Consider the following 24,978-nt stretch of genomic DNA (forward strand, 5'->3'; position numbering starts at 1 on the left):
AAGGATGAACAACATCACGGTCAACGTCATTAACCAATCAAAACATGCGCTGCCCTCGTATCAGACATTACAGTCGGCGGGCATGGATTTGCGTGCCAATTTAGAGGCAGCCGTTACTTTAAAGCCGCTGCAGCGCGCACTTATACCTACCGGCTTGTTTATCGAACTTCCGGAGGGGCATGAGGCGCAGATACGCCCGCGCAGTGGCCTGGCCTTTAAGCATGGTATCTCCATCGTCAACAGCCCCGGCACCATCGATGCCGATTACCGCGGTGAGATAAAAGTGCTGCTCATAAACCTGTCGGATCAGGAATTTGTGGTGGAAGACGGCGAACGTATTGCCCAGATGATCGTGGCGAAGTATGAGCGCGTAGCATGGCAGGAAGCAGAGGAGCTTTCGGATACTGAACGGGGCAAAGGCGGCTACGGCAGCACCGGCACCAGATAAATATATTCAGATTCATCTATCTTTTAATCACTTTTCCCGTAAGCGAAACCAATTCTGAAGTATAAATAAGTATAACAATCATACTTCAAGTATAAATAATCAATTTTTAACAGCTGCAGCAACGACAAACCTGCAGCTTCACATTTAAAAACAAATCAACAGCTATGAGGATAATCATACCGATGGCAGGAATGGGCAAACGCATGCGCCCGCACACTTTAACTGTTCCCAAGCCACTTATTCCGATTGCGGGCAAACCCATTGTACAGCGCCTGGTAGAAGATATTGCCAAAGTATGCCAGGAGCCCATTGAGGAAGTAGCTTTTATCATCGGCCATTTCGGCGATAAAGTGGAGCAGGATCTGAAAAGTATCGCCCAATCGGTGGGCGCCAAAGGCAGCATTTATTACCAGGAGGAAGCACTGGGCACGGCCCATGCCATACTTTGTGCCCAGGATTCGCTGGAAGGAAAGGTAGTGGTTGCTTTTGCCGACACGCTGTTTAAAGCAGATTTCCAGCTCGACACCAACGCCGACGGCACCATCTGGGTGCAGCGCGTGGAAGATCCGCGTCCGTTTGGTGTTATTAAACTCAACGACCAGAACCAGATTACCGACTTTGTAGAAAAGCCGGTGGAGTTTATTTCCGATCTGGCCATTATCGGCATTTACTACTTCCGCGACGGCGAGTACCTGCGCCATGAGCTGCAGTACCTGCTGGATAACAACATCCTGGACAAAGGCGAGTTTCAGCTCACCAACGCCCTGGAAAACATGAAGAACAAAGGCACCATCTTTATACCTGCCGTTATTACCGAGTGGCTCGACTGCGGAAATAAAAACGCAACCGTTTATACTAATCAGCGCTATTTAGAGTATATAAAAGACGAGGAAGGCCTGGTGGCTGACTCTGCGCAGTTGGAGAACAGCGTGATTATACCTCCTGTATTTATCGGTGAGAATGTGCGCATCAACAATTCGGTGGTGGGCCCGCACGTTTCCATCGGCGACAATACAACTGTTGACAACTTTGTGGTAAGCAACTCTATCATACAGGAAAATACGGCGCTTAAAAACGGCAACGTAGCAAACTCTATGCTCGGCAACTTTGTTGTGTACGAGGGCCGCCCGTCTGACCTCAGCGTTGGCGACTACAATACCATTATCGATTAAGATGACATGACCAGATTCAGAAACATTGTTCTTGCCTCCTGCTGCCTGGCTATACTTGCTGTAGCGCCAGGCTTTGCGCAGTCTTCTAAAAAGAAAGCCAGAGCCGCAAAAGAGGCCGCCGCGCCAACTCCTCAAACGCAGGAGCCGTCGGAGCGCGACAAGCAGATAAGCGAAGCCCTGTTTCTGGATGGTCTGAAATATTATATGCTGGAGGACTATCAACAAGCCCTCCAGCTTTTTCAGAAAGCCTATACCGTTACCCCTGACAACGGTGGCCTCAACTATAAAATTGCGGAAACATACATGGCGCTACAGGACGCAAAGTCGGCAATGCCTTTTGCACAGGCTGCTGTAGCCCATGACAGCAAGAATGCCTATTGTTACCTGCTGCTGGCCCAAACCTTTGCGGAGCAGAAACAGTTCGACGCCGCAGCGCAAACCTACAACGATCTCATCAAAAACGTGCCGGACTCGGAGGAATACCTCTTCAACCTGGCCGATTTATACTTATCGCAGTCGCAGTACGATAATGCCCTGAAGACGTACGACCGCATTGAAAAGCAGTTTGGCCCGCTGGAGCAGTTGCTGGTAAACCGCCAGCAGATATACCTGCGCCAGAAAAATACGGACAAAGCCATTGCCGAAGGTGAAAAGCTGTTAGCCGCCAACCCTACCGAAGTGCGTTATTTCCTGGCACAAGCTGAGCTGTACAATGCCACGCAGCGAACCGACGAGGCCATTGCAACACTGAACAAAGCACTCCGCCTGGAACCCGGCAATCCCTTCGCGCACCTGATGCTCTCGGATCTGAACCGCCAGAAAGGCAACCTGGCCGAATCAGAAAAAGAAGTTAAGATTGCCTTTGCCAGCCCACAACTGGATATTGATACCAAAGTGCGCATCCTGGTGGACTTTATACGCCAGCTGCCGAACCCGGAACTGGAGAAAACCTCACTGGAACTGGCTGACCTGACCATACAAGCACATCCCGAAGAAGCCAAGGCCTATGCTGTAGCCGGTGATCTGCAAACCATAGTTGGCAAGAAAGAAGCTGCCCGCGACAATTACCTGAAAGCAGTAAAGCTGGACGATTCCCATTTTAAAATCTGGCAGCAGCTGGTATTGCTCGATGCGGAACTTACGCAGACAGCGGCCATGGTAGAGCACTCAGAGCAGGCGCTGGAGTTGTTCCCGAATCAGGCTATTTTCTGGTTCTACAACGGCACCGGCCACCTCATCGAGAAAAACTATGACAAAGCTGCCAAGGCGCTGGAGCGCGGAAGAATCCTTTCAAACGGCCAGCAGGAACTGGTTATGCAATTTAACATGCAGCTCGGCGACAGTTACAATGCTTTAAAGGATTACAAAAAATCAGACGAGGCCTACGATGCGGTGCTGGCGCAGGATGCTGACAACGAGCACGTGCTCAACAACTACAGTTACTTTCTGTCGCTGCGCAACGAGAATTTACCGAAGGCCAAAACGATGGCAGAGCGCCTCGTCACAAAATTCCCCAACAATCCTACCTATCTCGATACCTACGCCTGGGTGCTTTATAAAATGGGTAACTATACCGAAGCCCGCAAATACCTGGAGCAGGCGGTTGCCATCTCTGATGACGCCACCATGGTAGAGCATTACGGCGACGTACTGTATAAGCTGGGTATGAAAGAAGAGGCTGTCAGCCAGTGGCAGAAAGCAAAGCTCAAAGGCGAAACCTCGGCTTTTATCGACAAAAAAATAAAAGAGAAAAAGCTTTATGAGTAAATACCTGCTGGGGTGCCTGCTTGCTGTGCTGTTGCTGGCTGGTTGTAAAAAAGAAGTTATACCTGCCACCGCCTCTGTCAACACCAAAACCATCGGCAAAGTAACCGTAAACAACCTTGACTTTAATTACCTGACGGCCAAAAGCCAAATCAGTCTCAGTAACAAAGGCAACCAGTTAACCTCCGGTTTGTCGCTGCGCATGAAAAAAGACAGTGTTATCTGGGTGTCGGTGCAGCCAGGCCTCGGCATAGAAGCAGCCCGCATGATGCTGACCCAGGACTCGGTTTATATCATGGATCGCCTGAAAAGGGAGTACACCGTTGCCGGTTATACTTTCCTGCGCAACAAGTTTCAGGTGGATGTCAGTTTCGAGGTGCTTCAGGCCTTGCTGCTGGGCAACTATCAGGCACAAGGTGAAGAAAAAGTAATAGATGCCGAAGGCATGCAGCATGTGCAGCAAATGCGCCAGAACCTCCTTTTTGATTATTTTATCGGTCTTCAGAATAACAAGCTGCAACGGCTGGACGTGCAGGACAAAAACACAGGCAACACCATTGCCGTGAAGTATAACGACTTTCAGGAGGTAGGCAGTGTGCCGTTTGCTTATACTTTGGCAGCGCAGGTCCTGCAACAAGGAGGCACCTCCTCCTTCACCCTCAACCACAGCAAAGTAACCGTTACCGACGAAATTCTTTCCTTCCCTTTCAGCATTCCTGACGGCTATACGCGCCTTGCATTGAATTAAATCCCGGAGCGGGTTGGTACTTCACTTATAGATTTGCCATATTTGTACACCAAGTATAGAAGAACCAAACCTATTGATGAAGGCCCTTTATAAATTAGCCTTTTTCTTACTGCTATTGTCTTTCCCGCTGGCTACCCTGGCCCAGAAGCAAAAATCGAAAGCACAACTGCAGAAAGAGAAAAAGGAAAACCTCAACCGCATTAAAGAAGCCAACCGTATTCTGCAGCAAACCAAGGTGCAGAAACAGGCCTCTATTGGCCAGCTAAATGCTATTAAAGAAAAGATAACGGTTCAAAAAGGCGTTATCCGCAACATCTCCAAAGAAATCAACTACATCCAGTCGGATGTAGAAGAAACGGAGGACAAAGTAACAGCGCTCCAGAACGACCTGGATAAGCTTAAAAAAGAGTATGCCGCCATGGTATACGCGGCTTCCAAAACGGCCAACAGCTACAACAAACTTATGTTTGTGTTTGCTTCCGACTCTTTTAACCAACTGGTGATGCGCCTGCGCTACCTGCAGCAGTATTCCGAAGGGCGCAAAAAACAGGTAGCACAGATCAACAAAACACAGGCTGTGCTCACCGACCAGCTTAACGTCCTCGAATCAAAAAAGAAACAAAAAGAAAGCCTGCTCAACAAGCAGCTCGCTGAAAACAAAAACCTCCAGGGCCTGAAAGTGCAGCAGGACAGCGTGGTATCCAAACTCAGCAAGCAGGAGCAGAACCTAAAGCAGGAAGTGGCGCAACGGCAGCAATCCGTCAAAAAGCTGGACAAGCTGATTGCCGATATTGTGCGTGAAGAAATTGCCCGGGCAGCCCGGGAGGCGCGGGCTGCCGGTAAAGCATCAAGCGCAGGCGCAGGCAAAGTTACTCTTACGCCCGAAACAGCGCTTATCTCCTCCTCTTTTGCCGGTAACAAGGGGCATCTGTCGTGGCCGGTGGAGCGCGGCTTTATTTCGCAGGGCTTTGGCCGCCACAACCACCCGGTACTAAAAGGTGTGGTAACAGAAAACCGCGGCATTGATATCCAGACAACACAGGGCGCCACTGCCCGGGCTATTTTCGAAGGCAAGGTGTTGACTGTAGCCAGCGTACCCGGCATGAACAACATTGTGATGATACAGCACGGCGAATATTTTACAGTTTATGCCAAGCTAAAGACTGTCAGCGTATCGCCTGGCCAAACGGTAAAGCTAAAAGACGTTATCGGCACCGTATATACCGACCCGAACGGAACGACAGAGCTTCAGTTTCAGGTATGGAAAAACAGCGCGAACCTCAACCCGGCTACCTGGCTGCTGCATAAGTAAAAGTAAGTAGCAGGACAAAACAAACCTGGCGATCGACAAGAGGCCTTCAGGTATAAGCTATTGGGAGCAAACAGCTTATACCTTTCCTATACCTTGATTATACTTTAAGTTTATTCCCGCCTCATACTTATATCAACGGTAGTATAACTTGCCCAGATCCGGGTGGCAGACGGCGTGTTTGCTGCCCGGTTGCTTTTTACAGGTATGTCGGATTAAGCAGATAGCTGCCTGTCAGGCACAATAAGCTGATTAGGGCCAAAGTATGGCGCAAAAAAAACACCCCACAGTGCAGGGTGCCTTTCCAAGCTATGAAAACAAACTTAATACATTTATAATAAACAAATGTGCCGGGTGTTACAGCAATACATCTGCTTTAATTTCTGAATCTAATATACAACTTTGGCAGCAAACATGCAACTGCCTGCAAACTTAAAGCTTTATTCCATTATTATATCTATATACTTAGTTTTATAGATATAAGTTGCGTAAAATCTAATTAAATATTAAATAATGGACAAATATTTTCCTGTTGCCGGCTTTAAGCGCTTTTCGCAGGAAAGTTCAGCTAAATAGCATAGCGCAAAGTTACCATAACCCATTTACAATGCGAGGCCAAAGTTAAGGAATTTCACAACATCCTGAGTAACAAGATGAAGAAAATTATTGTACCTACATCAAAATCCCTGCCTTGGAAATAATTTCCAGGACAGGGGAAACGTTTACTTTATTGCACCAGCGCGTCAGACAGACTTAACTAGCTGGAGATTTATTTAAGCAGGAAGCACAAAATACATCGTGCAAGTTGTTGATTATACAGGTGCCTGCCTCAACAGGTATCCAGGTAATTGGCCTTTAAAGTATAAGCTGCTTCATTTACAAAAACAGAAACTTATCCGGCTTAAAGTATAGCACTGATGCTGGCCTACACCGTAGCTTTACCCGGAGAATATAGATTCCTGCTTACCAATCTGACACCGGGGCTGCATCGTAAATAAGCTACAACCTCACAGCACATTAAACTTATCTGCGCTGTTGCGGGTTTATTTAAAATATAACTCCTAATTTTGTACTAACACTCAAAAGATTTAAACCATGGGTACTACCAACATTTTCGCATTAATTGGCGGCTTAGGCACCACAGAAATTTTATTGATTCTGCTCGCTATTCTGCTACTCTTTGGCGCTAAGCGTATTCCGGAACTGGCCAGAGGTATGGGCAAAGGCATCCGTGAGTTTAAAGATGCTTCGAAAGATGCTAAAGATGAGTTTGAAGCGGCCGCCAAAGAGGATCCGCGCGTTAAGTAACAACTTACTTTATCTGATATGCTTTTAAGTAATGTTTTCCTTTTCCTGGGGGATCTGGGAGGAGGCGAAATGATGGTTATTTTCTTAGCGTTCCTTCTGTTGTTTGGCGCTGATCGCATTCCGGGCATTGCCCGCTCCCTTGGCCGCGGCATACGTGAATTCAAAGACGCTACGAACGAAATCAAAAATGAATTAGAGCGTTCTGTAAAGGACGATGACAACAAGCCGAAGATAGGTTGAAACAGTATAACTCACTACGCGACGTTCGCACGGACTTAACTAACGGTGAGGTTACGTGCAGGCAATTGGTAGAACAATACCTCCGGAATATAAACGAGAAGGCAGAACTGAACGCTTTCCTGGAAACTTTTGACGAGGAAGCCCTTGCTCAGGCAGATGCCGCCGATCGCAAACTAGCCAACGGCACCGCCGGCAAACTGGCAGGTATGGTAATTGGTATTAAGGACGTGCTGGCCTACCAGGGCCACCGCCTGCAGGCATCAAGCCAGATTCTGGACGGGTTTAAGTCGCTTTATACTGCTACAGCCGTGCAGCGCCTGCTGGCCGAAGATGCTGTAATTATTGGCCGCCAGAACTGCGATGAGTTCGCGATGGGCGCTTCAAACGAAAATTCTTCCTTTGGCCCGGTACTAAATGCGGATGATCACAGCCGCGTGCCCGGCGGTTCGTCGGGTGGCTCGGCAGTGGCCGTACAGGCGGATTTATGCCTGGCTTCCATTGGGTCCGACACCGGCGGCTCTGTGCGCCAGCCGGCTTCTTTCTGCGGCGTTGTAGGCTTCAAACCCACTTATTCCCGCATTTCACGCTACGGCCTTATCGCCTATGCTTCCTCCTTCGACCAGATTGGCATTATTTCTAAAAGCGTAGAAGATGCCGCTTTGCTGCTGGAAGTAATGGCCGGCCCCGATGCATACGACAGCACCGTAAGCCAGCGCGACGTGCCTGCTTACAGCGGGTTGCTGGCTACAGACACCAGGTATAAGATCGGCTACATCCGCGATTGCTTTGAAAGTGAAGGGCTGGACGCCGAAGTAAAAGACAGTATTTTAAGTATAAAAGATATGCTGCGCGAGGCTGGGCATACCGTGGAAGCGGTCGATTTCCCCTACCTCGATTATATTGTACCAACCTATTATATCCTGACAACAGCAGAAGCCAGCTCTAACCTGGGCCGCTACGACGGGGTGAAGTATGGCTACCGCACCGATAACGCAACCGACCTCTCCTCTATGTATAAAAAAACAAGGGCAGAAGGTTTTGGCCTGGAGGTGCAGCGCCGCATTATGCTGGGCACTTTTGTGCTGAGTGCGGATTATTATGATGCCTATTATACCAAAGCGCAGAAGGTACGCCGTCTGATAAAGGAAAAAACAGACGAGTTGCTTCAGACATACGATTTTCTTATCTTGCCTACCGCTCCCACCACAGCTTTCAAACTGGGAGAGAACACAGCTAATCCGTTGGCTATGTATCTGGCCGATATCTTTACGGTTCAGGCGTCGCTTGCAGGCGTACCGGCTATCTCTATTCCGGTCGGGCGCGATGCCAACGGCCTTTCCATTGGGTTACAGCTGATGTCCCGCTCATTCGGGGAGCCTGCTTTGCTTGCTTTTTCGAATTATATCCTGGATAAGATAACCGTTGAAGCATAACCGTTACCCATGACTTATACAAAACTCTTTACAGTACTTGCGGCTGTAATCTGTAGCGTTTCCGCTTATAGCGCGAAAGCTGCCGATTACAGCCGTTTGCATGAAAACCCTTCTGCAGAGGATTCCCTTAAATTTAAAGTTGACGCTCCCCTGCTTACCCCGGAGGAACTGGCTTTGCTCGTGGAATACATTCCCAACGAGCCAAACGAAGTGATTGCAGACCGCCTCAGTTGTATTGAGGCCACCATCCCCCTGACATTCAACAGCTATGTAAGGAGCTTTATTGATTACTTTACCATTCGCAACCGCAAGTATACACGCAACATGCTGACGCGGGAGAATGTATACTTCCCGCTCTTCGAGAAATACCTGGCCAAGTATAACATGCCCCAGGATCTGAAATACCTCTCTATTGTAGAATCAGGCCTTTACCCCAAAGCAGCCTCGCGTGTAGGGGCCGTAGGGCTCTGGCAGTTTATGCCCGGCACCGGCAAAGATTACGGCCTGAGCCAGAATCAGTATTTTGATGAGCGTATGGATCCGGAAAAGTCCACGGAGGCCGCCATGAAATTTTTGCGGCGCCTGTATAAGATGTACGACGACTGGGAACTGGCAATGGCAGCTTACAACTGCGGCCCTGGAAACGTAAACAGAGCTATCCGCAAAGCAGGCGGCGGAAAAAAAACTTTCTGGGAAATTTTCCCTTACCTGCCCAAAGAAACGCGCGGCTATATTCCGTCCATGACGGCCGTTATCTATGCTATGAAGTATGCCCCGGAACACAACATCTTCTCCGACTCCATACTTTATGCCACCGAAGTAGACACGATGCTGGTGAGCCGTTCGCTGGATCTGGAAAAGCTGGCAGTTGAGTTGCAAATGGAACCCGAAGCACTGCTGGCCCTGAACCCGGAAATAAAAAAAACCGTATTGCCTGCTCATGTCCGCAAATATCCGTTACGGATTCCGGCGCAGCGCATGGCCCTTGTTGCCAAAGACAGAAGCTGCATTTTGTTGGCAGCCGCCCCTGCTTCGGCACCAGTCATAGAAACCAGTCCTGAAAAACCGCCCGTTTTACTTGCCACCGCTAAGGGAACCCGGAAAGAAGCTGCAGCCACCCCTGCCGCAACGCCGAAGAAAAAAGCATACCTGGTGCAGCGTGGCGACAACCTCCTCCGGATTGCCGACAAACACCATGTAACAGTAGCCCAACTGAAAGAATGGAACCACCTGAAGGGCAGCAACATTCGGGCAAATCAGGAACTGGTGATATATCAGGCAGAAGAGGCTGAGGCAACGGCACTGCTTGCTTCTAACACAACAGCGCCGGCAGAAGCAACAGCCGGCAAAGATGCTGCCTCACAAAAAGCAGTTGAGCCCCTTAATAAAAATCCGTCCGTTTACCACGTACAACCCGGCGACACGCTCTGGACCATTTCGCAACGCTACAAGGGTATGACAGTGGAGCAACTCAAAAAGCTGAACAAGTTAAAATCAAACGAAATAAAGCCGGGGCAAAAGCTTATCGTCAGCTAGCTGTCCTGTTATAATACACATAAAAGCACCTTCCGGAAAGAAGGTGCTTTTATGTGTATAGCTGTCTATATGCAGCTTCCGGGCCGTGTCTGTTAAAGAAATCATACTTTCTGCTTCAAGTAGCGCTTATAGATCTTATCTTTGAGGCCTGCATTTTGATTAACCACAATTTCTTATGAAATTGGTCTTTAGCGCAGTTATGCCCGGGATAAGACAAAAAAATACATTAACCAAACTGCAAAACAACAGCACAAATACCGCATACAATGACCAAAGTAAACAAACAGGACGCGTTGAACTATCATGCTGACGGGAAGCCGGGGAAGATAGAGGTAGTTCCGACCAAGATGGTGAGCACCCAGCACGACCTGGCGCTCGCCTACTCACCGGGCGTGGCCGAACCTTGCAAAGAAATAGCCGCAGATAAAGACAACGTTTACAAGTATACGGCCAAAGGCAACCTGGTAGGTGTTATCTCGAACGGCACCGCCGTGTTGGGCTTAGGAAATATCGGTCCGGATGCCTCCAAGCCTGTAATGGAAGGCAAAGGCGTACTGTTTAAGAAGTTTGCCGGTATAGATGTTTTTGATATTGAGATAGACTGCACAGATCCCGAAGAATTTATCCGGATTGTGAAATCGCTGGAGCCAACGTTTGGCGGCATTAACCTGGAAGACATCAAAGCGCCCGAAAGCTTTATAATTGAGATGGCGCTGAAAGAGCAGATGAACATCCCGCTGATGCACGACGACCAGCACGGCACAGCTATTATCTCATCGGCTGCGCTGCTGAATGCCCTGGAACTGACCGGCAAGAAGTTCAACGAGGTTAAGATGGTGATAAATGGCGCCGGCGCCGCTGCCATTGCCTGCACCAAACTATACGTGGCCCTGGGTGCGGACATTAACAATATCGTGATGTTCGACAAAGATGGCATCCTCCGGCCTGAGCGCAACGATCTGGATACTTACATGGCGCAGTTTGTGACCACCCGTAAAATAAATACACTGGCAGAGGCAATGGAAGGCGCTGATGTGTTTATCGGCTTGTCGGCCGGTAACGTGCTGGCGCCCGAATTAGTAAAGCGCATGGCCCCGGATCCGATTATTTTTGCACTGGCTAACCCTGATCCGGAAATATCTTACGAGCTGGCCATGGCTATGCGCGAGGATTTGATCATGGCCACCGGCCGCTCCGACCATCCGAACCAGGTAAACAATGTGCTCGGTTTTCCCTACATCTTCCGGGGTGCTTTGGATGTGCGTGCCACCGAGATAAACGAGGCCATGAAACTGGCTGCCGTACACGCGCTGGCCACGCTGGCCAAAGAGCCGGTGCCTGATCTGGTACTTAAAGCTTATGGCGACAATACTATTAACTTTGGCAGATTTTACCTGATACCAAAACCGCTCGACCCGCGCCTGATAACGAGGATATCACCGGCGGTGGCCGCAGCCGCCATGCAAAGCGGGGTAGCACGCCGCCCTATTACAAACTGGGAGGCCTATGAGCAGGAGTTGCAGGAACGCATCGGTCTGGATCAGAAACTAATGACGCGCATCACCAACCAGGCGAAAAAAGCCCCTAAAACGGTGGTGTTTGCAGAGGCAGACCACTTCAAAATACTGAAAGCTGCCCAGATTGTCCGCGACCAGCATATTGCCCATCCTATTCTGCTGGGCAACCGCAGCCGGATTGAGGACATCATCAAAGAGAACCACCTGGAACTGGAGGGCGTTACCATCATGGACCCGTTTGAGGAGGATGCTGAGCGGGAGAAGTTTGCCCAACTGCTGTATAAAAAACGCCACCGCAAAGGCCTTACGCTGTTCGATGCACGCAGCCTGGTGCGTGATCGGAACTACTTCGGGAGTATGATGCTGGAAACCGGCGCTGCCGATGCACTTATTTCCGGCCTTACCCGCGATTACTCCAAAACCATACTGCCGGCCCTGCAGGTAATCGGCGTAGAAGCAGGCGTTAACAAGGTAGCGGGCATGTATATCATCCTGAATAAAAAAGAGCCATACTTTTTTGCAGACACTACTGTAAATGTGAACCCAACCGCAGATGAATTAGTTGACATCATTGGTCTGACCGCCCGTACTGTCCGCTTCTTTGATACCGAGCCGCGGGTGGCCATACTATCATACTCTAACTTTGGATCTGTGCGCGGCGACATACCGAATAAGGCTGCCGAAGCCGTACGAAAAGCAAAAGCACGTTACCCGGGCCTGATAATCGACGGGGAAATGCAGGCTAATACAGCGCTTAACCGCGACCTGCTGCGCGAGCACTATCCGTTCAGCGAACTGGCAGAGAAAGGGGCGAACACGCTTGTTTTCCCAACGCTTACTTCCGGCAACATCGCCTACAAAATTCTGCAGGAAATTGGCGGCGCTGAAACCATCGGGCCGGTACTGATGGGTATGCGCAAGCCGGTGCACATTTTACAGCTGGGTAGCTCTATCCGGGATATTGTAAATATGGTAACCATTGCCGTTGTAGATGCGCAGAACCATACAACGCAGCATATATTAAATGTATGATAGCCTACATCGACGGCAAGCTGGCCTATAAAGACCCGACCTACGTCATCATTGATGTGCATGGGGTGGGATACCAGATTAAAATACCGCTGAGCACTTATTCCGCACTGCCCGCCGGTGAGCGCTGCAAACTGCAGACTTACCTGCACATCAAAGAAGATGCGCATACGTTGTATGGCTTTACCACAGCTGCCGAAAAGGAAATATTTCTGCTACTGATATCTATTTCCGGCGTTGGGCCCAATACCGGGCTGATGATTCTCTCCTCATTGTCGGTGGACGAGATACAACAAGCCATTGTTCGGGAGGATGTACGCACGATACAGCAGGTAAAAGGCATTGGAGCCAAAACAGCCCAGCGTGTTATACTGGAGCTGAAGGATAAAATAAGAAAAGAGGTGCTGACGACAGATGCCCTGTCGGCGCCAGCAAGGGTGCACAATACGATAAGGGCTGAAGCGTTATCAGCGTTAGTGACGCTGGGCTTTGCCAAAAATGTAGCCGAAAAAACGCTGGACAGCATTATTAAACGCGAAGGAAGTAACCTGAGCGTAGAGGAGCTGATAAAATTTGCGTTGAAATCTTCTTAAGAGCATATAACCTTTTGATTCGGAAAAGTAAAAAAAACGGCCTGCTCCTTGCCATGGTTGCAGGTATTTCCATGCTGGCGTGGTTATCGCATGCGGCAGCATTGCGCGTACCTGGCCGGTTTAAGCTTACGATGCTGCAAAATCTGGTCCTGCAGGATACAGCTAAAATAGACTCCACCAAATTACAACCATACATTCCGAGCCGGCGCCCTACGTTTGTGCCTTCTGATCGGCGTGGCAGCCCATTCAGCACCCGCCCGAGTTTATCCCCCCTGCTGCTGGGCCCACCCAGCAATCTGAAGCTGAACGTGGTTCTGGATGACAGCCTGCAACAATATAACATTACAGAAACATTAGGCGATGTAAACTATCGCACGCCTTCGTCTATGACGATGCAGCAATATTCGGAATGGCAGCAGCGGGAAGCTATCCGGAGCTACTGGCGCGAAAAATCAGCAGGGTTGGACGGCGAAAGTGTGGTGAGCAGCAACCGCCTGATACCCAAGATTTACATCAGCCCTGTTTTCGATCGCATTTTTGGAGGTAACTTTGTAGATATCCAGCCGAACGGTAATGTATCGCTGAAGTTCGGCGCCCGTTTTAACCGCAACGAAAATCCCACCATTCCGCTCCGCCAGCAGCGCACCGGCGACTTTGAGTTTGATCAGAACATCTCCCTGAACCTGGTCGGCAAGATAGGCGAGAAAATGCGCATCAACTTTAACTGGGACAATAACGCCAACTTCGACTTTGAGAACAACATGAAGCTGGACTATACCGGTTATGAAGAAGAAATTATCCGCAAAGTAGAGGCGGGTAATGTAAGCCTGCCGCTCAACAACTCGCTGATTACGGGCGCTCAGAACCTGTTTGGTATTAAAGCGCAGTTGCAGTTCGGCCGCCTGGCTGTTACCACCATTGCGTCCAGCGTACGTGGCAGCAACGACGAGGTAGTTGTTCAGAATGGCGCACAAAACAAGCCTTTCGAGATCAGAATAGACAATTACGATAAGGATCGGCATTTCTATTTGTCGCAGTTTTTCCGGGATCGTTATACCGGTGCGCTCAAGAACCTGCCGCTCGTAAACTCAGGCATCGTTATCCGCAGGCTGGAGCTGTATGTAACCAACAGCAACCGCTCTACCGAGAACCTGCGCAACATGGTGGCCTACATGGATTTGGGCGAAGCAGATCCATTTCGTGATAAGTTTCAGACAAAACCGGCCACTGCCCCGGCCGACAACGGCGCCAACGCGCTGTACGCCTTGCTTACCAACCCCCAGGCCCGCGACAATGCCAATGTAGACGCCTACCTGCGCAGCCAGGGACTGGAAAAAGGCATCGACTTTGAGCATGTGCGCGCCCGCAAACTGGACCCGAATGAGTATAAATTTAACCCACAACTGGGCTACATCTCCCTGAATACAACCCTGCTGCCCGACCAGGTGTTGGGCGTGGCGTTTGAGTACACGTACAACGGCAAAACCTACCAGGTAGGTGAAATGATAGACGACTATCAGAACCTGCAGGATGAGCAGGTGATACACATGAAGCTGCTGAAGGCAACCAACCCCTCACTCGACTACCCGACCTGGGATCTGATGATGAAGAACGTCTACAGCCTGGATGCCACGCAGCTGAACCGTGAAGATTTCCAGATGAAAATCATCTATAAAGATGATGAGACAGGCGTAGACATCACCAGCCTGAAAGAGGTGAGCCCTATCCAGAACGTGCCCCTGGTAGAGGTGATGAACCTGGATAACGTAAACACCAACAACGACAAACCCAGTGATGGTAACTTCGACTTTCTGCCGGGTATTACGGTTGATCCGGAAACGGGCCGCATTTTCTTTCCGGAAGTGGAGCCATTTGGCAGTTACCTGGCCAGCAAACTGGAAGGCCGTAACGAGCTGATCGACCGCTACGTATTTCAGGAACTATACGACCAGACGCAGACTGATGCGCAGCAGAACAGCGTAAAAGCGAAATTTTACCTGCAGGGCCGTTTTCAGGCCTCTTCCACAGATGAAATTGTGCTTCCGGGATTCCGGGTGGCCGAAGGCTCCGTGGCTGTTTACTCAGGCGGCACCCGCCTGGTAGAAGGCACAGATTACCAGGTGTTTTATGACCTGGGCCGTATCAAAATACTGAATCCCAGCTATATCAGTTCGGCCAGCGATCTGCGGGTAACGTACGAAAAAGCAGACCTGCTCAACATACAGCCACGCTCTCTGCTGGGTGCCCGCTTCGACTACCGGCTGAGCGACGACATCAACCTGGGCGCTACTGCATTGCATATGAGCGAGCAGGCATACATCGACCGGGTAAGTATAGGCGATGAGCCAACGAATAACACCATCTATGGCTTTGATGTTAATTTGCAGAAAGAGTCGCGCTTCCTGACGCGGCTGACAGACGCCATACCGCTGATCGAAACCAAAGTACCGTCTACTGTAACGTTCAGCGGAGAGTTTGCGCAGCTTGTTCCTTCCAAAACAAAATCACCGGTAAACGAAGACGGCACTTCTTACCTGGATGACTTTGAAGGCGCAGAAACCCCTTATAGCCTTGGCGGATTTAATAACTCTGTCTGGCGCCTGGGCTCTACGCCGGCACCGCTGATACCTGGCGCCGGGCTGGCTTATGCTTATAACCGCGCCCGGCTGGCCTGGTATACCATCGACCAGATATTTTACCGCGATGCTGACGGCCTGAAACCATCCAACATCACCAAAGAAGAGCTGCAGAACCACTACGTGCGTGCCGTAAGCCGCGACGAGGTGTTCCCCGGTCGCGACCCGGAAGTATCTAATACTTATGAGTATACCTTTGACCTGGCTTACTACCCGCGCGAACGTGGCCAGTATAACTATAATCCGAATCTGACCCCCCAGGGCCTGCTGGCCGGCGACCCGCGCGATAACTATGGCGGTATCAGCCGTGAGATAACCTTTGATACGGATTTTGATAATGCAAATATCGAGTATATCGAGTTCTGGCTGATGGACCCGTTCATCAGCGGGGCCAACGGGCGCAAGGATGCGGAAGGCAACCCCATTCAGAGCAACGATGGCGGTGAACTGGTGCTGAACCTGGGTAGCGTGTCCGAAGATATTTTGCAGGACAACCAGTACGAGTTTGAGAATGGTCTGCCCACCTCCGAAGGAAACCTGCAGAATGTGCAGGAAACTATCTGGGGCCGCGTTACAACGGAGCAGTTCCTGACAGATGCCTTTACAGGTATACCGGGTGCACGCCAGTTTCAGGACATTGGCCTGGATGGCCTGGATGATGAAGACGAGCGCAGCTTTTTCCAGAGCAGCTTCCTGAACCAGATTCCGGGTACGCCATCGCAAACAGTGCTGAATGACCCGTCCGGAGACAACTTCCGCTACCAGCTCGACCCGTATTACGACGAGCAGGATGCCGGTATACTTGCCCGCTACAAGCTATACAATGGCATGGAAAACAACTCGCCCGAAAACAGCCGCTTCTCCAACTATGCCTTTCCCGACAAAGAGGACCTGAACAAGGACAACGTCATCAACGATGTGGAGCAGTATTACGAGTATAAAATTAATCTGAAGCCGGGCCAGTTGAATGTAGGGCAAAACTTTATAGTAGATGCCGTAAGCCAGCAAATATACGGTGATGAGGTAACGTGGTACCAGTTCCGGATACCGGTGCGCCAGCCAACCGGCACCGTCGGCAATATCAACGGTTTCAAGTCTATCCGCTTTATGCGCCTATACCTGACACAGTTTGCCGACCCGGTGGTAATGCGTTTTGTGCAGTTCCAGTTTGTGGCCAACCAGTGGCGCCAGTACCAGCAGCCTATTACGGACGGCGCTCCCTGCCTGACCTGTACCGGTGATGCCAAAGCCTTCACTATATCTACGGTAAACATCGAAGAGAACGGGCAGGCTACCGAAGGCGCTACACCATACGTGTTGCCTCCCGGTATCGAACGCCTGCGCGATTATGCTTCTACCACCAACCGCCGCCAGAATGAGCAGTCGCTGCAGCTGTGCGTGGAAGATTTAAAAGACTCTTTCTCGAAAGCTGTTTACAAGAACATTTCGCTGGACATGCTTACTTACAAGCGCTTGAAAATGTTTCTGCACGCTGAAACCCAGGATCTGAACACCAACGACGACGAAGTAGAAGCTTTTATCCGTATTGGTACCGACTATACACAAAATTATTACGAGTACGTGATCCCGCTTAAAATGACGCCGCCCAACAGTACCGGTGAGCGGGAAATATGGCCTTTAGAGAATGAAGTGGATATTGCCCTGGATGAGTTTGTAAATGCCAAAGTACTGCGCAACATTCAGCCGGGTGGCTATAATCGCTACCAGCCTTATGAAGTGCATATCGGCGGCAAGACCATACGCGTGCTGGGTAATCCCGATTTGAGCGAAGTTCAGGGCGTGATGATTGGTATACGCAACCCCCGCAAACCTAACGATGACGGACGCCCGCACTCGGTATGTATGTGGGTAGATGAACTGCGCGTAACTGACTTCAAAAACCAGTCGGGCTGGGCTGCTAATGCCCGGCTCAACACCAAACTGGCCGATTTTGCCAACGTTACCGCAACAGGTGCCTATACTACTGTAGGCTTTGGCGGACTGCAGCAGAAGATTGCGCAGCGATCCCGCGAAAACATCGCTTTGTTTGACGTGAATGCTAATATTGCAGCCGATAAGTTTTTACCGGAAAAGTCAGGCATCAAGGTGCCGGTGTCGGTGCAGTATGGTACACTTAACAGCGAACCGCAGTACGATCCGCTGGACAAAGATGTGCCGCTGGAGCAGTCGCTCTCGCGGTTTGGGGAAGACAAGGAAGCCCGGGCAGCGTATAAGAGAGAAGTTACCACGCGCGAAACCCGCAAGAGCATCAGCCTGCTGAACGTGCATAAAGAGCGCACCAACCCCGATGACAAAATCAGGCCTTACGACATAGAGAACCTGTCGCTGTCTTACTCTTATGCCGAACGTCTGTTTACCAACATCGAAACGGATCGGGATTATACCAAAACCTATAATGCGGCTGTGGCCTACAATTACGCCAATACGCCCCGGAACTATACGCCTTTTGCCGAGGCTAAAGCGCTCAACTCGCCTTACCTGCGCCTGATAAAAGACCTGAACTTTACACCAATGCCAAGCAGTTTTACCTTCCGGGCTGATTTGGATCGCCGCTACAACGAAACATTCCTGCAGCGCCGCGATTCCGAAACGGGACTTATCACTACGCGCGGCATTGACCCGACCTTCCAGAAGTACTTTTATTTTAACCGCATTTATGATCTGAAGTGGGATCTGAGCAAAAGCCTGTCGCTGGACTATACGGCTACTAACCGCGCTGTAATAGACGAGCCTGATGCCCGCATTGACAGTGACATTGACTCACTTCAGTATAAGAATAAAATTATCTGGGAGAACCTGAGCCGCGGTGGCCGCAACACCAACTTTAACCAACTGGTAGCTCTTAACTATAAACTGCCGCTGGATAAGTTTCCGCTAACCGACTGGATTGGCGCTGAAACGCGTTATGCCGCCACGTATATCTGGACAGCCGGCTCCACTGCCCTCAACCAGGACACCACCTTCCAACTGGGTAATACCGTGGAAAACAGCACAGAGTTCAGCGTAAATGGCAAATTCGATATCGTGAAGCTGTACAACAAGGTGAAGTTCCTGCGTGCCGTTAATACGCCAGCGCCAGCGGGCGGCCAGGTACAGCCTGCTCCCGGCGACTCGGCCGCTGCGAAGCCAAAACCAGATTTGAAATTTGTAAAATCGCTGGCAAGAGTGCTGATGATGACCCGGTCCATTAACTTTACCTACCTGCAAAACCGGGGTACCATGCTGCCAGGCTACCTGCCTACCACCGCCTTCTTCGGCTTTGATGACGAATTTGACGCGCCGGGGCTGCCGTTTATACTTGGCAGGCAGTATGAGCTGGACCAGTTGTATGACCGCGCCAACAGCAATGGCTGGTACACCGACAGCAGCCAGTACCTGAACACGCCGCTTAGCTCCATACTTACCGAAACCTTTACAGCACAGGCCAACCTGGAGCCGTTTAAAACCTTTAACGTGCAGCTCGATGTACGCCGTAACTTGTCCAGAATTGAGGAAGTGTTTTACCGCAAAGAGTATGACGATTTTGGTGACGTAAGCGACATGGATCAGCGCCAGAACCCGTTTAACTCCGGCGCTTTCAGTACCTCTTTTATGGCGCTGGGTACCTTATTTGAGTCTACAAGTGATGGCACCTCCGCAGCATTCGATAACTTTATCGCTAACCGCTATGTGGTGCGCGATCGCCTGCAGGCAGCCAATGAAGTCGCTACAGACTCCGGCTATACTCTAAACTCACAGGATGTGCTTATCAAGTCGTTTGTGTATGCTTACCAGGGCCGCGACATCAACGGGTATAAAGCCAAAGCAGAAAACCCTTTCAAGCGCCTGCCCATACCTAACTGGCGCATTGATTATAATGGTTTGTCTACACTGCCGTTCTTCCAGCAGTGGTTCAGCCAGGTAAATCTTACGCATGCTTATGCCGCCAACTACAACATTACCAACTTTACCACTTCGCTGGCTTATAACCAGGAGCCGGCAGGCTTCCCAAATCAGCTGAATGAGTTTGGCCGCATTGAGCCATACTATATTGTAAGCCAGCTCACCGTTTCGGAACGGCTGGCCCCGCTGATTGGAATTAACTTCCGTACGAAGACCAACCTGACCGGCCGCCTGGAGTATAAAGTGGAACGCAACCTGTCGCTGAACCTAACCAACGCGCAGGTAACGGAAACGCACGTAAAGGACTACGTAATCGGGCTGGGCTATACCACTACACGCTTCCGCATTCCGTTTAAGATTGGCGGTGAGCGCAAGGTGCTGGAAAATGAGCTGACGATGCGGCTCGACTTTTCGGTGCGTGACAACCAGACCGTACAGCGCGCCATTGCACGCGATGACAACGGCCAGGAGCGTAGCCAGAACCAGATCACCAACGGTACGCGCCAACTGCAGCTGCGCCCTACCATCGATTATGTGCTGAGCCAGCGCCTGAACTTACAGTTTTATGTGTTGCGCACCGTATCTGATCCAAAAATATCTACGTCGTTCCGTAACAGTATGACAGAGGGAGGCATTCAGCTGCGCGTTAGTTTGCAATAAAGTTTTGGCATTCCGAAAAAGGCCGTATTTTTGGATAGCAATAGTATAAACTAACAGAACAAATGAACTTACCAGAAAACCTGAAGTATACCAAAGATCACGAGTGGATACGCGTGGAAGGTGATATAGCTTATGTAGGCATCACGGATTTTGCACAAAGCGAACTCGGCGACATCGTGTATGTAGACATTGACACTGTAGACAAGCAAGTTGCCCAAAACGATGTGTTTGGCACTGTAGAAGCCGTAAAGACAGTTTCTGACTTGTTCAGTCCGTTGAGCGGCACTGTGCTTGAGTTTAACGAGAAGCTGGAAAGCAGCCCCGAGCTGGTAAATTCTGATGCTTACGGCGATGGCTGGATCATCAGAATGTCGATAGATAATACAGCTGAGATAGACGAATTGCTGTCGGCAGACGATTACCGCGAAGTGATTGGCCAATAATTGCTGAGCCTGATAGGTTTTGATATTACGCTATAACCTGTTTACCCTGCTGTGGGCAGCAATGATCCTTTTGCTGACATTGCTGCCCTCAGCTTCCATGCCGGCCAACATATCGCTCTGGTCGCTGCTTTCGTTTGATTCTTTTGCCCACGCCTTTCTTTTTACCATACTCATCTTCCTGATGATTGTGGGGCTGAAAAAGCAGTTCAGCTACCTGAAGCTGCGCCACTACGCCATCCGCATTTCTCTTTCTACCAGCGTTATTTTCGGCATCGCCATCGAGTTGATGCAGCACTATTTTATCGCAGGCCGGCAAGGCGACATCATTGATGTGCTGGCTGACACCATCGGCTGCCTGGCCGGTATTGTGCTGTTCAAATGGATTTATGTCTGGTAGGTTTTACCGGATCTTCCCTTATAATTCTTTGCATTAGTCGCTTTTAAGCCACTGTGTCTCCCTCTCCCCTCCTGCCCAAACCCCACTTACCTGATAAATAACTTCCATAATTATTATACTTTTCCTTATTATTACAGTAGTATATAATACGCCCCTTCTCTCTGTAAATCAGCGCCTTTCAGGTTTACGGACATTCTATAAGCTCCTTTAAGACGCAAATAGATGTAATTGTTTTATGACCCGGTAACGCAAAAGCATCCTCTTCATAGATTAACTATAGTATGTACCTTTTTGTAGCCGTTAAGGCACAACAGGTAGCTATAGTCGTTGCACAGCTCTCCGTAATGGCTGAGTCTCTTTCAGCTGCTCCTTCCCGCCATCTATACCTGCCATACTTTCTGCAGCAGGTTGGATTTGCTCTTCCTAGTATCCTCAAATGAAAAGACTTTATCACACAATCTTTCATTAATATGAAAACACAATTATTGATGTTGAACCAGGCTACATCCAAGGCCTTGCTTAACCGCTGGTGGAGACGAATGGCTCTAACCCTGCTGCCCCTAATCTGCTTCTCTTCTATGGCGCTTGGACAAACCAAGCTCTGGGATAAAACCCTCGGCGGTAGTGTAAGTGATGATCTATCAACCATAGTGGCTACGGCCGATGAGGGCTTCTTGCTGGGCGGATACTCCAATTCCAACAAAAGCGGGGATAAATCTCAAGACTCTAAAGGGGGTGATGACTACTGGATAGTGAAATTAAATGCTGACGGCACTAAGGCCTGGGACAAAACCATTGGCGGGAATGGTGATGATCAGCTAACTTCTATGCAGCAGACCAGCGATGGAGGCTACATATTAGGTGGAACTTCTTATTCCGATAAAAGTGGCGATAAGTCCGAAGAAAATAAACAGACTGGGTACTACTCCACTGACTACTGGGTGGTGAAGTTAAATGCTGCAGGTGAGAAAGAGTGGGATAAAACCATTGGTGGGAATAGCGATGACCAGTTAACTTTTTTGCAACAGACCGACGATGATGGCTATATATTAGGAGGAACTTCCTTTTCCAACAAAAGCGGGGATAAAACTCAATCTAACAATGATGATTGTGATGAAAATGGATGTTCTTCTACTGACTATTGGGTAGTGAAATTGAACGTGGATGGTAATAAAGAATGGGACAAAACGATTGGCGGGAATAATTTTGATCATCTAACTTCTCTACAGCAGACTAACGATAGAGGCTATATTCTGGGAGGATTTTCTTTTTCGGATAAAAGTGGCGACAAGACTGAAAATTCTAAAGGGGTATTTGACTACTGGATCGTAAAATTAGACCCTGATGGTACTAAATCCTGGGATAAAACCATTGGTGGGGATGGTAGTGACTATTTACAGTCACTACAGCAGACCAGCGATGGTGGTTATATTGCAGGGGGTGACTCCAATTCAGACATCAGTGGAGACAAAACAGAAGGTTCTGAAGGGATTGATGACTTCTGGATAGTGAAACTGAGTGCAGAGGGTAATAAAGAATGGGATAAAACCATTGGCGGGAATTATTCTGATCAACTTACTTCTCTACAGCAGACCAGTGATAGGGGCTTCTTGCTGGGCGGCTACTTTTATTCCGACATAAGCGGAACTGACTTCTGGATAATAAAATTAAACCCTGATGGTATAAAATCCTGGGATAAAGCTATCGGAGGGAATAGTAATGACATTTTACAGTCTCTACTGCAGACCAGCGACGGTAGTTATATTGCAGGAGGCTACTCCGATTCAGATGCCAGCGGGGACAAAACTGAAAATTCTAAAGGTGGCCCGGATTACTGGGTGGTGAAGCTAAATAATGATGACAACCCTTGCAGCCAAGCGGTCTCCAGCTTCACCCTACTTAATGCCGATACACAGGAGGAACTTATGACTCTGCAGCAGGGAGACACCGTTGACCTGACCATGCTGCCTACCCAGCACCTAAGTATCCGGGCCAACACCGCGCCGGCTGCTGTAGGCCGTGTTAACTTTAACTTGGACAGCACCACAGAGGCAGTGGATACCACCTCCCTATACACCTTCACCAGTAAGACTAAGTTTGTCAATGGCCCCCATACACTTACCGCCACCCCATATTGCGAAGCAGAGAATGGTGGAGGAAGAGGGACAGCTTTGACCCTTAACTTCCAGGTGATATCAAATGAGAGAATCGTTACTATAACTGCGGATAAAGATAATACCATCAACTCCACAGCTCCCGAGGGTAATGATGGAGCTTCAGTAGTTTTTCGTACCGGGAGAACAGGATCAAGTGGTGGAGATAGATTACACAGAGCATTGTTACACTTCGACCTGAGCAGTATTCCGGCAGGAAGCACCATTGACTCAGCCATACTTACTTTACATGTCATCAGAACAGGTGAAGCCGTTACAGGAGTAGCCTTACATAGAACAACAACAAACTGGAGCGAGCTGGAATCTACCTGGAGCCATGCTGTTTACCCCGGCACTCCCTGGACAACGCCAGGAGGTGATTTTGAGCCGAATGCTACTGCAAGCACAGGTAATGTCTCTCGTAACCTTGGCTTTTTAGTTATTCCCAATCTGACAGGAGATGTGCAGGAATGGGTAAATGATTCTTCTTCAAACTTTGGATGGGTTTTAAAAATACCGGATGAGGAAATTCCTTATAGTGCAAAACTCATTGCTTCACGGGAGCAGGATAGTGAAATTTATCGGCCGTCACTTCGTATTATTTATACTTTAAAGGATGAGAATCCCAATCCTGAGCAACCAGCTGTACAGAGCTTCACGTTAGTGAACGCCAGAAACGAGCAGGACCTGATGCGCCTTGCTGATGGAGACACGCTTGACCTGGCTGCACTGCCCACTCGTTCACTCAACATCAGGGCCAACACCAGCCAGAAAAACGGCATTAACGTAAAGTTTTCCTTGAGCGGGCAACAGTCCCGCAACTGGAAAGAACTGGGCTATCCGTACGCACTGTTCGGAGATGAAGGCGGTAATTACCACGCCTGGTCTCCGGCTCCTGGCAACTATACCCTCACTGCTACTCCTTACACCAATGCAGGCGCAAAAGGCACTCCTCTCACCATCTCCTTCACCATTGTCAACAAGCTGGCAGTGAAAAGCTTTACACTGGTAAATGCCCGCAACGAGCAAGACCTGCTGCCTCTCGCTGATGGGGATACGGTTAACTTAGCTGCACTATCTACCCGCTCGCTCAACATTCGGGCTAACACCAGCCAGCAGAAGGGCATTAACGTGAAGTTCGTTCTGAGCGGCGAACAGTCCCGTAGCTGGACTGAGTTGGGTTCTCCCTATGCGCTCTTCGGCGATGAGGCAGGCAATTACCACGCCTGGTCTCCGGCTCCGGGCAACTACACCCTTACCGCTATCCCTTCCTCTGATGCAGGCGTACCTGGTATACCACTTACCATCTCCTTTACTGTAGCCAATACAACGACTATTAACCTTTCCAGTAGTATAAAGGCAGTAGCAGATCAGGTAAGTGCAGTCGCAGTTGCTTACCCGAATCCTACGCATGCAGGCAAAATAAAAGTAGTGTTGCCCCAGCAGGTGCAGGGAGACATCACATACACCCTGGTCTCTCTGCTCGGAGCAAAGGTAGCTGGTGGGGAGCTGAACCTGTCCAGCCCGGCAAAGGAGGTGGAGTTCGACTTTTCCGCTCAGATGCAGGCCACAGGAGTATACTTCCTGCACCTGAAAGGCCAGAACCTGCAGACAATCCTCAGGGTGGTGCGGCAGTAAGCCACATCCCTCTTCCTGATAACTTTCCCCTTGCTGCTCTCCGTGTATATG

At 49.6% G+C, this 24,978-nt stretch carries 15 protein-coding genes; all 15 read left to right on the forward strand.

Annotation, left to right across the window (positions count from 1 at the left end):
• Positions 1-13 precede the first annotated feature (13 nt).
• The 15 genes from dut to I2I11_RS09510 all read left to right on the forward strand — a co-directional run bounded on the left by dut (position 14) and on the right by I2I11_RS09510 (position 24,927).
• Positions 14-448, forward strand: coding sequence for a dUTP diphosphatase (gene dut, locus I2I11_RS09440; RefSeq protein ID WP_370582957.1), 435 nt, complete (start codon positions 14-16; stop codon positions 446-448).
• Between the two features lie 164 nt (positions 449-612).
• Positions 613-1,620, forward strand: a complete 1,008-nt coding sequence (locus I2I11_RS09445; protein WP_196267433.1) for a sugar phosphate nucleotidyltransferase — start codon at positions 613-615, stop codon at positions 1,618-1,620.
• Between the two features lie 6 nt (positions 1,621-1,626).
• The gene (locus I2I11_RS09450) at positions 1,627-3,387 is read left to right on the forward strand and encodes a tetratricopeptide repeat protein (protein ID WP_196267434.1); all 1,761 of its coding nucleotides are present in this window, start codon (positions 1,627-1,629) and stop codon (positions 3,385-3,387) included.
• Positions 3,380-4,132: a lipoprotein insertase outer membrane protein LolB1 gene (gene lolB1, locus I2I11_RS09455; protein ID WP_196267435.1), complete on the forward strand. Its 753-nt coding sequence runs from the start codon at positions 3,380-3,382 to the stop codon at positions 4,130-4,132. Before I2I11_RS09450 ends, lolB1 begins: the two co-directional genes overlap by 8 nt.
• Before the next feature lie 76 nt (positions 4,133-4,208).
• Positions 4,209-5,444 carry a murein hydrolase activator EnvC family protein gene (locus tag I2I11_RS09460; RefSeq protein ID WP_196267436.1) on the forward strand — a complete coding sequence of 412 codons (1,236 nt, stop codon included), beginning with the start codon at positions 4,209-4,211 and terminating at the stop codon, positions 5,442-5,444.
• A gap of 1,092 nt (positions 5,445-6,536) precedes the next feature.
• The gene (locus I2I11_RS09465; protein WP_196267437.1) at positions 6,537-6,749 is read left to right on the forward strand and encodes a Sec-independent protein translocase subunit TatA/TatB; all 213 of its coding nucleotides are present in this window, start codon (positions 6,537-6,539) and stop codon (positions 6,747-6,749) included.
• A gap of 18 nt (positions 6,750-6,767) precedes the next feature.
• Positions 6,768-6,989, forward strand: a complete 222-nt coding sequence (locus I2I11_RS09470) for a Sec-independent protein translocase subunit TatA/TatB (protein WP_196267438.1) — start codon at positions 6,768-6,770, stop codon at positions 6,987-6,989.
• Positions 6,986-8,422: an Asp-tRNA(Asn)/Glu-tRNA(Gln) amidotransferase subunit GatA gene (gatA, locus tag I2I11_RS09475; RefSeq protein WP_196267439.1), complete on the forward strand. Its 1,437-nt coding sequence runs from the start codon at positions 6,986-6,988 to the stop codon at positions 8,420-8,422. Before I2I11_RS09470 ends, gatA begins: the two co-directional genes overlap by 4 nt.
• Before the next feature lie 9 nt (positions 8,423-8,431).
• Complete coding sequence (locus tag I2I11_RS09480; protein ID WP_196267440.1) at positions 8,432-9,958, forward strand: lytic transglycosylase domain-containing protein; 1,527 nt, start codon at positions 8,432-8,434, stop codon at positions 9,956-9,958.
• 266 nt (positions 9,959-10,224) lie between these two features.
• The gene (locus tag I2I11_RS09485; RefSeq protein ID WP_196267441.1) at positions 10,225-12,507 is read left to right on the forward strand and encodes an NADP-dependent malic enzyme; all 2,283 of its coding nucleotides are present in this window, start codon (positions 10,225-10,227) and stop codon (positions 12,505-12,507) included.
• Complete coding sequence (ruvA, locus tag I2I11_RS09490; RefSeq protein ID WP_196267442.1) at positions 12,504-13,097, forward strand: Holliday junction branch migration protein RuvA; 594 nt, start codon at positions 12,504-12,506, stop codon at positions 13,095-13,097. Before I2I11_RS09485 ends, ruvA begins: the two co-directional genes overlap by 4 nt.
• 14 nt (positions 13,098-13,111) lie before the next feature.
• Positions 13,112-20,296, forward strand: coding sequence for a T9SS outer membrane translocon Sov/SprA (gene sov / locus I2I11_RS09495; protein WP_230680009.1), 7,185 nt, complete (start codon positions 13,112-13,114; stop codon positions 20,294-20,296).
• Between the two features lie 62 nt (positions 20,297-20,358).
• Entirely contained in the window at positions 20,359-20,739 is a 381-nt protein-coding gene (gcvH, locus tag I2I11_RS09500; protein WP_196267443.1) for a glycine cleavage system protein GcvH, read from the forward strand.
• A 19-nt stretch (positions 20,740-20,758) separates the two neighbouring features.
• The gene (locus I2I11_RS09505; protein ID WP_230680011.1) at positions 20,759-21,136 is read left to right on the forward strand and encodes a VanZ family protein; all 378 of its coding nucleotides are present in this window, start codon (positions 20,759-20,761) and stop codon (positions 21,134-21,136) included.
• 539 nt (positions 21,137-21,675) lie between these two features.
• Complete coding sequence (locus tag I2I11_RS09510; protein ID WP_196267444.1) at positions 21,676-24,927, forward strand: DNRLRE domain-containing protein; 3,252 nt, start codon at positions 21,676-21,678, stop codon at positions 24,925-24,927.
• Positions 24,928-24,978 lie beyond the last annotated feature (51 nt).

The organism is Pontibacter rufus, from assembly GCF_015694705.1.
Taxonomy (GTDB): Bacteria; Bacteroidota; Bacteroidia; order Cytophagales; family Hymenobacteraceae; genus Pontibacter; species Pontibacter rufus.

Bases quoted from the DNA above. Each gene is read 5' to 3' on its own strand.
- I2I11_RS09485 (WP_196267441.1), top strand. From the start codon at position 10,225: ATGACCAAAGTAAACAAACAGGACGCGTTGAACTATCATGCTGACGGG.
- I2I11_RS09465 (WP_196267437.1), top strand. From the start codon at position 6,537: ATGGGTACTACCAACATTTTCGCATTAATTGGCGGCTTAGGCACCACA.
- gcvH (WP_196267443.1), top strand. From the start codon at position 20,359: ATGAACTTACCAGAAAACCTGAAGTATACCAAAGATCACGAGTGGATA.
- I2I11_RS09470 (WP_196267438.1), top strand. From the start codon at position 6,768: ATGCTTTTAAGTAATGTTTTCCTTTTCCTGGGGGATCTGGGAGGAGGC.
- I2I11_RS09450 (WP_196267434.1), top strand. From the start codon at position 1,627: ATGACCAGATTCAGAAACATTGTTCTTGCCTCCTGCTGCCTGGCTATA.
- I2I11_RS09480 (WP_196267440.1), top strand. From the start codon at position 8,432: ATGACTTATACAAAACTCTTTACAGTACTTGCGGCTGTAATCTGTAGC.
- I2I11_RS09460 (WP_196267436.1), top strand. From the start codon at position 4,209: ATGAAGGCCCTTTATAAATTAGCCTTTTTCTTACTGCTATTGTCTTTC.
- I2I11_RS09510 (WP_196267444.1), top strand. From the start codon at position 21,676: ATGGCTCTAACCCTGCTGCCCCTAATCTGCTTCTCTTCTATGGCGCTT.
- ruvA (WP_196267442.1), top strand. From the start codon at position 12,504: ATGATAGCCTACATCGACGGCAAGCTGGCCTATAAAGACCCGACCTAC.
- lolB1 (WP_196267435.1), top strand. From the start codon at position 3,380: ATGAGTAAATACCTGCTGGGGTGCCTGCTTGCTGTGCTGTTGCTGGCT.
- I2I11_RS09445 (WP_196267433.1), top strand. From the start codon at position 613: ATGAGGATAATCATACCGATGGCAGGAATGGGCAAACGCATGCGCCCG.